This window comes from Shewanella surugensis (assembly GCF_023284005.1).
GTDB lineage: Bacteria > Pseudomonadota > Gammaproteobacteria > Enterobacterales > Shewanellaceae > Shewanella > Shewanella surugensis.
Window position 1 is genome coordinate 21,288 of the sequence record NZ_JAKIKS010000060.1, and the last position, 12,651, is coordinate 33,938.

At 40.7% G+C, this 12,651-nt stretch carries 14 protein-coding genes; 9 read left to right on the forward strand and 5 right to left on the reverse strand.

Translation table 11 applies throughout. From position 1 onward, the window contains the following. Positions 1-2: 2 nt before the first annotated feature. The 3 genes from pdhR to ampD form a co-directional block, all read right to left on the reverse strand. The gene (pdhR, locus tag L2764_RS15095) at positions 3-755 is read right to left on the reverse strand and encodes a pyruvate dehydrogenase complex transcriptional repressor PdhR (protein ID WP_248941099.1); all 753 of its coding nucleotides are present in this window, start codon (positions 753-755) and stop codon (positions 3-5) included. Positions 756-1,185: 430 nt separating this feature from the next. Next, positions 1,186-2,037 carry a beta-lactamase regulator AmpE gene (gene ampE / locus L2764_RS15100; protein ID WP_248941100.1) on the reverse strand — a complete coding sequence of 284 codons (852 nt, stop codon included), beginning with the start codon at positions 2,035-2,037 and terminating at the stop codon, positions 1,186-1,188. An 80-nt stretch (positions 2,038-2,117) separates the two neighbouring features. Continuing rightward, a complete protein-coding gene (gene ampD, locus L2764_RS15105) occupies positions 2,118-2,714 on the reverse strand; it encodes a 1,6-anhydro-N-acetylmuramyl-L-alanine amidase AmpD (RefSeq protein WP_248941101.1) in 597 nt (198 codons plus the stop codon). 148 nt (positions 2,715-2,862) lie between these two features. Here ampD and nadC point away from each other — a divergent pair, with 148 nt between their 5' ends. After that, positions 2,863-3,765 carry a carboxylating nicotinate-nucleotide diphosphorylase gene (gene nadC, locus L2764_RS15110; RefSeq protein WP_248941102.1) on the forward strand — a complete coding sequence of 301 codons (903 nt, stop codon included), beginning with the start codon at positions 2,863-2,865 and terminating at the stop codon, positions 3,763-3,765. Between the two features lie 118 nt (positions 3,766-3,883). Here the strand turns inward: nadC and L2764_RS15115 are convergent, their stop codons facing one another. Then, positions 3,884-4,510, reverse strand: coding sequence for an outer membrane beta-barrel protein (locus L2764_RS15115; protein WP_248941103.1), 627 nt, complete (start codon positions 4,508-4,510; stop codon positions 3,884-3,886). A 544-nt stretch (positions 4,511-5,054) separates the two neighbouring features. Here L2764_RS15115 and L2764_RS15120 point away from each other — a divergent pair. The 8 genes from L2764_RS15120 to mutT all read left to right on the forward strand — a co-directional run bounded on the left by L2764_RS15120 (position 5,055) and on the right by mutT (position 11,888). Beyond that, positions 5,055-5,573: a pilin gene (locus tag L2764_RS15120; RefSeq protein ID WP_312018360.1), complete on the forward strand. Its 519-nt coding sequence runs from the start codon at positions 5,055-5,057 to the stop codon at positions 5,571-5,573. An 86-nt stretch (positions 5,574-5,659) separates the two neighbouring features. Next, on the forward strand, positions 5,660-7,435 hold the full coding sequence (gene pilB / locus L2764_RS15125) for a type IV-A pilus assembly ATPase PilB (RefSeq protein WP_248941104.1): 1,776 nt from the start codon (positions 5,660-5,662) through the stop codon (positions 7,433-7,435). A 70-nt stretch (positions 7,436-7,505) separates the two neighbouring features. Beyond that, on the forward strand, positions 7,506-8,762 hold the full coding sequence (locus L2764_RS15130) for a type II secretion system F family protein (RefSeq protein WP_248941105.1): 1,257 nt from the start codon (positions 7,506-7,508) through the stop codon (positions 8,760-8,762). Positions 8,763-8,871: 109 nt separating this feature from the next. Continuing rightward, complete coding sequence (locus tag L2764_RS15135) at positions 8,872-9,783, forward strand: prepilin peptidase (protein WP_248941106.1); 912 nt, start codon at positions 8,872-8,874, stop codon at positions 9,781-9,783. 16 nt (positions 9,784-9,799) lie between these two features. Then, entirely contained in the window at positions 9,800-10,417 is a 618-nt protein-coding gene (gene coaE, locus L2764_RS15140) for a dephospho-CoA kinase (RefSeq protein WP_248941107.1), read from the forward strand. Then, complete coding sequence (zapD, locus tag L2764_RS15145) at positions 10,414-11,139, forward strand: cell division protein ZapD (RefSeq protein ID WP_248941108.1); 726 nt, start codon at positions 10,414-10,416, stop codon at positions 11,137-11,139. The genes coaE and zapD overlap by 4 nt, the downstream gene beginning before the upstream one ends. 128 nt (positions 11,140-11,267) lie before the next feature. Then, complete coding sequence (gene yacG, locus L2764_RS15150) at positions 11,268-11,480, forward strand: DNA gyrase inhibitor YacG (protein WP_248941109.1); 213 nt, start codon at positions 11,268-11,270, stop codon at positions 11,478-11,480. 12 nt (positions 11,481-11,492) lie between these two features. Further along, a complete protein-coding gene (gene mutT, locus L2764_RS15155) occupies positions 11,493-11,888 on the forward strand; it encodes an 8-oxo-dGTP diphosphatase MutT (protein WP_248941110.1) in 396 nt (131 codons plus the stop codon). Between the two features lie 332 nt (positions 11,889-12,220). Here mutT and L2764_RS15160 read toward each other — a convergent pair. Further along, the coding region (locus L2764_RS15160) for a transposase (protein WP_248941111.1) at positions 12,221-12,651 on the reverse strand (431 nt) is incomplete at its 5' end.

Sequence of the window (12,651 nt, forward strand, 5' to 3'; positions counted from 1 at the left end):
AACTAAATTCCGCTCTTTAAACGACGCAGACTACGCTGCAGCCGACTATCCTCTTGCCGCACAGATAGCATAACCTCTTCAATGTAGCTTAAATGCTCATTAGAGGCAGCTCTTGCTGCATCAGGATCGCGACGAACAATGGCGGCCAATAAGGCACGTCTATGCCCATTCGCCATAGTAGATGCTTCCTCTCGACGATGAAGCAACTCCAAATTCTGTTCTACATTTTTATGTAGCACAGGAGATAAACTTAAAATAAGATGTAGCATCGCCACATTATGTGAAGCTTCAGCAACTGCACGATGAAATTGTACAATGGCTCCCGCTTGCTCACTGATATCAGCTGCTGCTTCAACTTCTAAAATAGTGCGTTTAATATTCTGCATGTCGGCATCGGTACCACGCAATGCCGCAAAATAGGCCATCATACCTTCTGTCGCATGACGAAATTCTAACAGATCATATTGACTTTCAGAGTCATTATGCATCAGCTCAACAATAGGATCGGCGAGACTTTGCCACAGCTGCTGTTTCACATAAGTCCCACCACCTTGTCGACGTAATAACAGGCCTTTAGCCTCAAGCTTTTGAATTGCTTCTCGTAATGAAGGACGAGACACTTCAAATTGCAATGCCAACTCACGCTCCGGAGGTAATTTTTGTCCGGGTTGAATGCTTCCTTCTAGGATCATTTGCTCAAGCTGGCCCATGATCACATCTGAAATTTTTGGCTGGTTTATTTTACTATAAGCCATCGGCCTTTCAGCTCCTATTGTAAATTGGTCTTACCAATTTGATTGAATGAGCAAACTTTAGCAAATCAAGGTTAGGATGTCCAGCCAGTGTATATTGATGAAAATGCTTCCAGTGCGGGGAGAATAGCTGACAATGATAAGAAAAGGGGACCCACCATTGGTTTATTTTTCATTTAAAAAAGACTATATAATTGATTTTTAATGCTATTAAATAGTTAAGCATAATTTAATAACATCCAAACACAAAACAAATCACCCTCTTTGGTAACAAACAAAGAGGGCTAGAAAACAATGAATGAGTGTATGACATCTATACACTCGCTATGATCCCATATAAAAATGCCAAGATTCAAACCCCTTGGATGACAAAATACTTCAGCTCGATCATCCTATGGCGTTATTCCTAAGAAGCTATTTCCCCACATCGACATTACTTAATCACACCAAAAATAGTCAGCAAAGCCACGACGATAATCAACAAAATTAAATTACGCTTACTCAGTTGCAATAAGGATAAAGTAGACTGAACGCACACGGATTCTTGTGATGTTTCCGCGACAGTTTCTGCAGCCATTGCCACTTTCGTTACCATATCACGGGCAGAGCACTTCACATCCATCGCTGTCGATAACCACATGGCGAACCCTTGGCTAAATTTACCACTTAACACATAACCAAAAGTAAATACTCGGCTTGGGATCCAATCTAATACAAAAAGTAAACAATCAACCCAAGGTAAATGGAGCTCATTGCGCTTACTTAACTCACTGTAAAAGCGAACGGTACCGTAAAATAATGCCCCAATAGGTCCACAAACGATAAGGTATAAAGCAATAGCACCAAAATAACGATAATTAACCCAAGCGATGCTCTGCCCAACTTTAGCCCCTAATTCATATTCAGAAACAACCTCTAAACATTGGCTAGGTTCAAGCTCTTCAGCGTGATGGAAACAACCTTGTACATCATCTCGGCAAGCTGACTGCATATAAGCCTTAAAGGCTTTTCGCTGCTCTTGATGGCTGAAACAAATCACTGCCACACTAAGCCATAGAAGTAAATTCAATGCTCCCCACAGAAAATCATTGATCAACCAACTGATCAATATCACCACTAAAGTCGGAAACACAACCGCAAGCACTAACATCAACTTCGACTTCAATTGTTCATCACCAAATAACATCTCGTGATAACGTGACATCAGTAGACTAAATTGCCATGAAGACGGCAAAAATTGAAACCGCTCAATCAAAATTGCCACTAATAATACAAATAGTGTCATAACGCTACCTATCCCATAAAAGCTACGCCCTATCTGGCACGTAGAGCAAATTGATTAAAAATAGATCATTAAAGTCATTGTTAAAGTAAATCAGCCAGATAACGCTTCCAGTTAAAACTCTTTCCCGGATCTGTCTTACGCTTAGGCGCGATATCACAATGTCCAACAATCCGTTCTTTATTGAGTTTAGGATAAACTCTCATTAATGTGTTGCTTAGATCGACCAAAGCACGATATTGATTATCCGTATAAGCAATATCATCCGTGCCTTCCAACTCGATGCCAATGGCAAAATCGTTACAGTTACCCCGTTTTTCAAATATTGATATCCCAGCGTGCCAAGCTCTATCGTTGCAAGAAACATACTGCACTAACTCACCATCTCGACGAATGAGAAAGTGTGCAGACACTTCGAGTCCCTCAAGCTCCCGAAAGCTAGGATCCTCATGGCAATTAAGACACCCCATGAATAAATGATCGATATAAGGCAGGCCAAAACAGCCCGCAGGTAAACTAATATTGTGTACCACCAACAAACTCACCTCATCATTCGGTCTTGCATTAAAATGAGGTGAACTAACACGTCGAGCAGAAGCCACCCAACCTTGGTCTATTTTATGATGAACTGAAGTACTCACTGCTTTTAACTGAGCAGCGACTTTATTTAAATGAGACATGAAAAAAACCATAATGATTTTAAATTACTTTAGCAATTTTATTGGCGTAAAACAAAGCTAAATCAGCCTGAATTCAAAACGATTCTATGCTACTCTAAAATCAATATTTCGCCTTCACGACGCTTGAAGACAGCAAGGACATTTCATCATGCTTGAAAATGACATTCGACTTTCAGTCAAAGCCGCACTTGACGAAGACTTAGGTCATCAAGATGCCAGCCAAAATCATCCATCAAATAATCGTAGTCATGCCGACATTACCGCCCAACTGATCCCCAGCGAAAAACACGCACAAGCAAAGCTGATCACTCGAGAAGAAGGCGTTTTTTGTGGTAAAGCTTGGGCCGAGCAGGTTTTTAATCAACTTGGCGGCGAAGTTGCCTTACTCTGGCATGTCGATGACGGTGATTTATTAGTCCCCAATCAAGTCCTCTGTGAGCTATCTGGTCCTGCTAGAACCATTTTGACGGGTGAGCGAACGGCAATGAATTTCATTCAAACACTTTCCGGTGTTGCCACACTGACGAAGACTTATGTCGATAAACTCGCTGGTACCCATGCACAATTATTAGATACGCGTAAAACACTACCCGGCCTAAGAACTGCACAAAAATATGCCGTCACTTGTGGCGGAGGCGTTAATCATCGTATTGGCTTATATGATGCCTTTCTGATTAAAGAAAATCACATCATGGCGTGTGGCAGTATTAGCAATGCCGTCACAGCAGCACGCAATTTACATCACGATAAAGTCGTCGAAGTCGAAGTTGAAAATATAGCTGAGCTGACTCAAACATTAATTGCGCAAGCCGATATCATTATGCTCGATAATTTTGACATCAATATGATGTTAGAAGCGGTAGAAATCAATAACCGATACAAAAAACCAGAAACTGAGCCCGGTTATCGAGGGGCCAAGCTTGAAGTCTCTGGCAATGTCACCCTAGAAACTATTACGAATTTTGCCAAAACTGGTGTTGATTACATTTCTGTCGGCGCGCTAACAAAACATGTCCGAGCATTAGATTTATCCTTACGTTTGCAAAATTAATCACCTACCGTTTTACACAGTGAAATAAAAAAGCGTTAAGCGACTTTGTCCCCTCAAGAGCAAAGTCGCAAGCTTATTCTTAGAGATTTTGACTCACAATCTCTCGTCAAAAAAACCACTAGAATCGATAAGATGCGCGCACACCTATCAAGGTATTCGCCGGAATATAATCATTGGCCGTTTGATACGTCGCCGATAAACCTAATCCCACATGATTTTTGAAGTTATACTCAAGCCCCGTTCCCGCAATACCCACCACTCGCGTCTGATTTTTATCAATCACGAGATCTGAATAAACATACTCATCATGCACATCGGCTTGATAAATCCCTAAGCCTGCTTTCGCAAATACATTAAAGTGATTCGCCAATGGATAATTATAAATAAAGCTGGTATCGATACCTTGGACTCGATAATCCCAATCAGCGCTATAACTTCCCGAACTGGCACTACCGCTCATATCAACTGTATTGTTATAGCCTATTTCAAACGCATAATTTTCATTAAATTGATAACCGGCAAACAAACGCCCACCAATGTCACTGTTAGAGCCAAATAAGCTAGCATTATCGATACTTTGATAAGAAGCATTAGTTTGACTATTTTCAGAATAGCCAAGCTCTGTACCCACATAAAAACCTGAATCTCGCGGCCTATGCTCAAACGGCCTGTCACCTTTGGGTCTTGCAACGCTCGGTAGTGATATACAAGTGAGCAATAACATTAAAAGCAGTTTAGATTTCATCACATTATTCTTCTTTTTTACTAATAGCTGTTTAATTTAACGACTTTTGTCATCCACCCCTATAGCATTTAACTTCTGAATCGATTCAATAGCTTATTTATCGTTTAATTAATAACCTTTATGTATTTTTTTTAATACAATCACCTCAAAAGAGTATAAATTTCATCAAATATCCTACAAGTGTTTATATCAATAACGATTCTATCGACCACAAAAAATGATAATCACTTGGCAATAAAATATTGTCCTATTTTAGAAGGCTGTAATAACATGTAATATATATTCTCCTCTCAACATGTATTTATAAAAATGTATTTAAATTCAGTGTAATAACAATTTACATTCTATTTTTAATTACAAAACAACAACATTAACATACCCTTTATCGCCATAAGATATAGATAAAGATACTCATACGTTCATGATCTGTACTACCTTTATACTATCATTCAAGTACGAATTCGAGCTGATACTCATATGCTCAACAACGGGCTGTAAAGGGTATAAGTTTAAAAAAAACAACATTTAACTGGAGAGAAAGCTAATGGATACTCAAGTCATGGATGGCAGGGGACATAAACCTCTTCATTCTATTCAATCAACTCATTCAACATCCAGCATTACTGCGACTAAGATGACTCCCATGAAAAACCAAGGGTTCACCCTTATCGAACTCATGATAGTGGTAGCCATCATCGGTATCTTAGCCGCTGTCGCCCTACCCGCTTATCGTGACTACACCGCCACAGCTCATGGTGCTGGTGCCATGAAAGGGGTAGCTTCTTTTACTACCAAAGCAGTAACTTGTGTCCAAGCTGGGGTTTCTTGCACATCGATTAATGAAGAGATTACTGATGATGCTAAACTCACAGCAAGCGCAACATTTGCTGAAGGAACTGGAGGAACATTAGCCTTTAATGACGGAACTTGTACTGTTACCGCCACCATTACTAATGACGGTTTATTAAGTTACACAGCCGATCTGACCGCAGATGCATCTGGGGCAACTAAAGCACAGTGCGCAGAAGGCTCAGGAGCCGATGCTGCACCCGATGCATCGTAAATTAATATGAAGTCAACTCAACTATTGGTTTATTCAATCTTGAAGCCAATAGTTGAGATTCATGCATAAACTAAAGGGGTTATTCAATGCCGGCTCCTGCCATCAATAGCTCCTCCCTTTCTGGCCTCTCTAGCCTCTTTGTCAAACACGGTCTTATCGATGAACAGCAAATCAGCACGGCTCAACAACAAGCCAAAAACCAACAACAAAGCCTGATCAGTCATCTCGTCCATAGCGAACTTGCCAGCGCCCACGATATTGCCGAATTATTGCACCAAGAATACGGTACCACTTTATATGATCTCAGCGAGCTTGAACTAGACACTCTTGATGACGATATTCTCAACAAGAAGCTCATCGAGAAACATAATTGTTTACCGCTGTATAAACGCAATAATCGCCTTTATGTCGCCACATCTGATCCCACCAATATTGCTGCGTTAGAAGATTTTCAATTTAGCGCTGGTATGCATACCGAAGCCATATTGGTGGAAGAAGACAAGCTCACTCACACCATTAATCGCTTATTTGATCTCGATACCGACTCCAATTACTTAAGCCAAGTCGATGAAGAGGCCTTGCTCAGCCTGGACACTTTCGATGAAATCCAAGCTTTAAATGAACAAGATGATGATAACACTCCAAAGAACGACCCAAAAGATGATGCCCCCATTGTGGTGTACCTCAATAATACCTTGGCCAAAGCTATTCACCGAGGCGCCTCGGATTTACATTTTGAACCTTATGAGCACAGCTATCGAATCCGTTTTCGCATCGATGGTATTTTACATTTAATCGCCCAGCCCCCTATTGCTTTAGCTTCTCGCATAGCTGCGCGCTTAAAAGTCATGGCAAAACTGGATATTGCCGAGCGCCGCGTGCCTCAAGATGGCCGTATAAAACTTCCTTTAAGTCATAGCAAAAGCAACAACAAAAATCACAATAAAGGTAAACCTAAATCTATCGATTTTAGGGTCAGTACCTTGCCCACGCTTTGGGGCGAGAAAATCGTCATGCGTATTCTCGACTCCTCATCGGCTCAATTAGGTATTGAAAAACTCGGCTTTGATCCTACGCAGAAAAACCTCTATCAAGATATGCTCGCCAAACCTCAAGGCATGATTTTAGTCACCGGCCCGACCGGTTCGGGTAAAACCGTTTCGCTTTATACCGGCCTTAATAGATTGAATACCGAAGAGCGGAATATTTCCACCGCCGAAGATCCGGTTGAAATTAATCTGGAAGGCGTCAATCAAGTGCATATCAACCTCAAAGCAGGACTCACCTTCGCTTCAGCCTTACGCTCATTTCTACGCCAAGATCCAGATGTGATCATGGTAGGCGAAATACGCGATCTTGAAACGGCTGAAATAGCCATAAAAGCGGCGCAGACGGGGCATTTAGTTCTATCGACATTACACACTAACTCGGCAGCCGAGACCCTCACACGTCTACTAAACATGGGCGTTCCCGGCTATAATATTGCCAGCTCTATTACCTTAATTATTGCACAGCGGCTAACGAGGCGCCTTTGCCCCCATTGTAAAAAGCAAGAATCTATACCTGATAATGAACTACTCAGTTTAGGCTTTACAGAACAACAAATTGACCAAGGTATTGATTCTTTTCAAGCCATTGGATGCGAACATTGTTCTGGCGGCTATAAGGGGCGTGTAGGGATCTATGAGATGCTCTCTATGACTCAAACCATTGCCGATACCATCATGCAAGGCGGTAATTCTTTGGATATTGCCAATCAAGCGAAGAAACAAGGTATGCAAGATTTACGTCTATCTGGATTACTAAAAGTCATAGAAGGTGTCACCAGTCTGGCTGAAATTAATCGCGTCACGCAATGGTAATCAGCATCAATCAATGAATGCTTCCTCTCATTATCTCAGCGCCATGAACACTGAAACTTAAGGATGTAGCATGAGCAGTGCCAGTAGAGTGACACTCAAACGTCAAACCAGACCAGTGCCTAAAATTTCAGTATACCTTTGGCAAGGACTCAATAAGCAAGGCGATAAAATATCAGGAGATCTGCGTGGCAGCAGCATGGCCGAGATCCGCAGTAAATTAAAATCTCAAGGGATCAGACCTAAACGAGTCCGCAGACAATCCAAACCGCTTTTTAAACTCCCTCCCCCTAGAGTGTCAGCCATGGATATTGCCATGATGACTCGGCAAATTGCCACAATGTTGACAGCAGGCGTCCCATTAGTCACGAGTATTGAGCTCATTGCTAGAGGACATGAAAAAATCAAAATGCGAGAATTGCTTGGACAAATTCTTGATGATGTGCGATCGGGTACCCCCCTTTCTGATTCCCTAAAACCTCACAGACTTTATTTTGATGACTTATTTGTCGACTTAGTGGCGGCAGGGGAACATGCTGGTGCGTTAGAAACAGTATTCGAGCGCATCGCCCTCTATAAAGAAAAAGCTGAGCAATTAAAATCAAAAATAAAAAAAGCCTTGTTTTATCCCATCACAGTCGTCATTGTGGCCGTTGCCGTCACCTCTATGTTGTTGCTGTTTGTGGTTCCTCAATTTGAGGAAATCTTTCATGGCTTTGGTGCTGAGCTACCTGCTTTTACTCAATTTGTTATCCAAATATCAAAAGGGTTGCAAGCCACTTGGCATTTAATGGCAATTGGTCTTATTATAGGCATAATAATATTTGTACGAATGCATCGTAAGTCGCTATTTTTCAGAGATAAAGTCGATGCTTTAGTACTAAAAATTCCTGTGATTGGTCAAATTTTTCATAAAGGTGCCATGGCGCGCTTTGCCAGAACACTCGCTACCACATTTGGTGCGGGTGTACCACTCATTGATGGATTAGAGTCAGCAGCAGGCGCATCGGGTAATGCCGTATATCGTGATGCCGTAATGAAAATGAGAGAACAAGTCATATCAGGTATGCAAATGAATATAGCTATGCATACCACAGGGTTATTTCCTGATATGCTGGTCCAAATGGTCATGATTGGTGAAGAATCAGGCTCTTTAGATAACATGCTCAATAAAGTTGCCAACATTTATGAAATGCAAGTTGATGATGCCGTCGACGGGCTAACCAGCTTAATAGAACCGATCATGATGGTTGTTATCGGCACTTTAGTCGGCGGTTTAATCGTTGCAATGTATTTACCTATTTTTCAGATGGGAAAAATAGTTAGCTAATATAATGGATTATAATAAAAGCAGCACAATCACAAAAACCTTGTTCTTTAATTATAAAGACATCAAAAACAAATAATCTAGCTTATTAAAAAATAGAAATAAGAAAATAATGACCGAATTTGTTATCCTACTCAATCAAAATCAATGGCTTTTTATTGTCATCAGCTTTATTTTTGCAGCCATTTTAGGCAGCTTTTTAAACGTGGTTATTCATCGTTTACCTGTAATGATGAAGCGTCAATGGCAGCAAGAATGTAACGAGTACTTATCTCAATACCACCCAAATATTTCAAAGCAACACCAGCAAGATTTAACTGATCCTATTGATGAATTCCCCCAACGCTATAATTTAGCCATCCCTGCTTCAAGCTGCCCTAATTGCCATGCTCACATTAAATCTCATCAAAATATTCCAATCTTCAGCTGGTTCATCTTAAAAGGCCGATGCCCACAATGCCAAACACCTATTTCAGCGCGCTATCCCTTCATTGAATTCATTAGTGCTGGACTCATCGCTTTTCTTGCTTGGCACTATGGTCCCACAAGCCAATTCATTTTTTCAGCCATACTGACACTCAGCTTAATTGTCCTCACAGCAATTGATATTGATGAAATGTTACTGCCCGATCAAATGACACTACCCTTACTCTGGCTCGGTATCATCGTTAATTTAAACATGGGATTTGTGTCATTACACGATGCCATCTTAGGCGCTATTGCCGGATATCTCAGTCTTTGGTTCGTCTACTGGGGATTCAAATTGCTCACTAATAAAGAAGGCATGGGTTACGGAGATTTCAAACTGTTAGCCGTATTAGGAGCATGGATGGGTTGGCAAATGCTACCTATTATCATCTTACTATCATCTGTTGTTGGTGCAGCGGTGGGTATTTTGATGATAATCACTAAACAAAAAAAATATAGTCAAGCCATCCCTTTTGGACCTTATCTTGCCGCTGCGGGTTGGATAGCTATGATCTGGGGCGGGCCACTACTTAATAGATATTTGTCCTATTTATAACAATAAGAAAATAATTATGTCTAAATTTATAGTAGGTTTAACGGGTGGGATAGGAAGTGGGAAAACAACCGTTGCCAACCTTTTTGCCGATTGCGGTATCACTCTAATTGATGCCGATGTCATTGCAAGACAAGTCGTTGATCTAGGATCCGAGGGGTTAGCTCAAATAAGCGATCACTTCGGAAACAATATTCTTTTAGAAACAGGCTTTCTCAACAGATGTAAGTTAAGAGAGATCATTTTCACTCATCCTTCTGAGCGAGAGTGGTTAGATGCATTATTACATCCCATGATCCGCGCAGAAATACAGCACCAAGTAGATTTGGCCACATCAAACTATGTCATTATGGTCGTGCCATTACTTTTTGAAAATGGATTAGACGCAAGAGTTAATCGTACTTTAGTGATCGATGTGACACCTGAGTTACAAAAAGAGCGTACTATGCTCCGTGATGCAGTGACTGAAACACAAATAGACAATATCATCGCTAGTCAAATGAGTAGGGGCGACAAGCTGTCAAGAGCGCATGATGTTATCAACAACCAAGGAAATCAATCTACACTTAAGGAACAAGTGGCAAAATTACATGCCACTTATTTAATGCTGGCAAGCAGTGTAGATCATACATCATGAATAAATTAATATTTGAACACCCATTAAATGAAAAGATCCGCAGCTATTTACGCTTAGAATATCTGGATCAACAACTACAAGAAAATCGAGATGAAGATCATCAATCTCGATGCTTCGATCCCCTTTTTTCCTTATGTGAATTAACCGAACGCTGCGATTACCGTGGAGAAGTACTAAAAGATCTCGACAGGCAACTCGCTCAATGGTCAACCAATGATGTTCCTTTAATAGCCTCTATTCCCGATCCTATTTCAGCGATTAAACAAAGCCGAAGTAAACTTAAGATTGCTGAGCGCCCAGGGATCCGTATTAAACACGACCGCTTTTTAAGTACATTAAGGCAAAGATATAGTATGCCAGGAGCCTGCTGTAATTTCGATCTCCCTCAATTACATTTTTGGCTGGAAAAACCTTGGCCACAAAGGCAGGAAGAATACCAAAGCTGGAAAGCACAATTCTCCGACTTATTAACCCCGATAAAACTACTCTTAGCAATCACTCGGCAGCAAAGTCATTACGAAGAACAATCCGCTACCGATGGCTTTTTTCAAGCCCATAGTGAGCATCCTTTATCTTTAGTCCGAATAAAACTCGACCCTATAAATCAATGCTATCCAACTATTAGCGGGCATAAGAATCGATATGCTATTCATTTTATGCAGTTTGATAACCAAAAACATGCAAGTGAAAATATTCCTTTTCAGTTAGCAACTTGCCCTTAGAAAATACAAAGTGTAACATTCATAATAAGATTTAATGAATAAGTGAATGCAGTTTTTCACCTATTCATTCGATTTTGGGTATAAAATACTGCTTCAGAACTTTTAGCTACTAGCGAGTTTAATTAAACATGTCACTTACGGTTACTTGCCCAACTTGCCAACACATTGTCAATTGGGATGACACTTCACCCTTTAAACCTTTTTGCAGCGAACGCTGTAAACTTATCGATCTTGGTGATTGGGCCTCAGAAAAACATGCCATCCCAGTAAAACCAGAGTTTGATGCCGATATGTTAGACGATCTTGGTTATGATGAAGCTGACTTTTTTAAACAGGAATAAATTTGACCCCATATGAATAAAAGAATTCATGTCGCTGTAGGCGTTATTATCAATGAACAAGAGCAAGTTTTAGTCGCAAAACGTCATGCACATTTGCATCAAGGTGGGAAATGGGAATTTCCTGGTGGAAAAGTAGAGCCTGACGAAACCGTTAGTCAAGCTTTAACCAGAGAGCTAAAAGAAGAAGTCGACCTTGATATTAATCAAACCAGTCCATTGATGGAAATTAGCCATGATTATCCTGACAAGCAAGTCAAGCTCGATATTCATTGGGTAAAAGATTTTACCGGTATTGCCGTAGGCCTTGAAGGTCAAGAAATTACTTGGGTAGCCAAACACGACCTTAACAATTATGATTTTCCTGAGGCCAATAAACCCATTATTAATAAAATCCTAGAAGCAATATAACAGTCATTAGCGTCATCATCCACTCACAAGTGATACTGTGGACAAGCAAAGAAGCAGAGCGACACGCAGTCATGATCATAGATGGTGCAGGCTGTCATACCGATTACATTGTTGATGAATTCAAAAAGGGTCAGCATCATCAAATTGCCGCCCTATTCACCTGAGCTTAATTCTATCGAGAAAGTATAGAGTTGGATGCATCAGCATTGTCTCGCCAATAGAGTGTTTATAGTTTACGAAGACATGGTCGATAGCGTTTGTGATGCCTGGAATAACTTTACGAGAGTGCTAAACGAGTGACACAAATGTATTCTAGTACCTTGGCTCATTAATTATGATTGATTGAGCTGTTCATAGGCGCGTGTGAATTTCTCGCGCGCCTTATCAACATTAAACATCCAGTTTATCGATGCTTTTTCTTCGTTTCTACGATTTCCCCACGCAGCGAGTTCTGACTCCAACTCCTCCCAATCTCCTATTCGGCGGTTGAGGCATTGTTGGTTCATATTACCTATTTCAATCTCTACCATATTCAGCCAACTGGCATGCTTTGGCGTGAAATGAAACGCTAAACGATTCAAGATCCTTAATGCTTCTTCCGCGTTAAAAGCTTTGTATAGTGAGCCCGCTTTATGCGTACCATAATTGTCCATTACCACATGCACTTTATCAGCATCAGGGTAGTGTTCATCAACAAGTTCTTTCATGCATTGTGCAAAATCTTCGGATTTTTTATTCTCTGTCACTTTTGCTTTCCTCCAGC

Excerpts from the sequence above, each read along its gene's own strand:
- pdhR (WP_248941099.1), bottom strand. The coding sequence starts at position 755 with ATGGCTTATAGTAAAATAAACCAGCCAAAAATTTCAGATGTGATCATG.
- ampE (WP_248941100.1), bottom strand. The coding sequence starts at position 2,037 with ATGACACTATTTGTATTATTAGTGGCAATTTTGATTGAGCGGTTTCAA.
- ampD (WP_248941101.1), bottom strand. The coding sequence starts at position 2,714 with ATGTCTCATTTAAATAAAGTCGCTGCTCAGTTAAAAGCAGTGAGTACT.
- nadC (WP_248941102.1), top strand. The coding sequence starts at position 2,863 with ATGCTTGAAAATGACATTCGACTTTCAGTCAAAGCCGCACTTGACGAA.
- L2764_RS15115 (WP_248941103.1), bottom strand. The coding sequence starts at position 4,510 with ATGAAATCTAAACTGCTTTTAATGTTATTGCTCACTTGTATATCACTA.
- L2764_RS15120 (WP_312018360.1), top strand. The coding sequence starts at position 5,055 with ATGGATACTCAAGTCATGGATGGCAGGGGACATAAACCTCTTCATTCT.
- pilB (WP_248941104.1), top strand. The coding sequence starts at position 5,660 with ATGCCGGCTCCTGCCATCAATAGCTCCTCCCTTTCTGGCCTCTCTAGC.
- L2764_RS15130 (WP_248941105.1), top strand. The coding sequence starts at position 7,506 with ATGAGCAGTGCCAGTAGAGTGACACTCAAACGTCAAACCAGACCAGTG.
- L2764_RS15135 (WP_248941106.1), top strand. The coding sequence starts at position 8,872 with ATGACCGAATTTGTTATCCTACTCAATCAAAATCAATGGCTTTTTATT.
- coaE (WP_248941107.1), top strand. The coding sequence starts at position 9,800 with ATGTCTAAATTTATAGTAGGTTTAACGGGTGGGATAGGAAGTGGGAAA.
- zapD (WP_248941108.1), top strand. The coding sequence starts at position 10,414 with ATGAATAAATTAATATTTGAACACCCATTAAATGAAAAGATCCGCAGC.
- yacG (WP_248941109.1), top strand. The coding sequence starts at position 11,268 with ATGTCACTTACGGTTACTTGCCCAACTTGCCAACACATTGTCAATTGG.
- mutT (WP_248941110.1), top strand. The coding sequence starts at position 11,493 with ATGAATAAAAGAATTCATGTCGCTGTAGGCGTTATTATCAATGAACAA.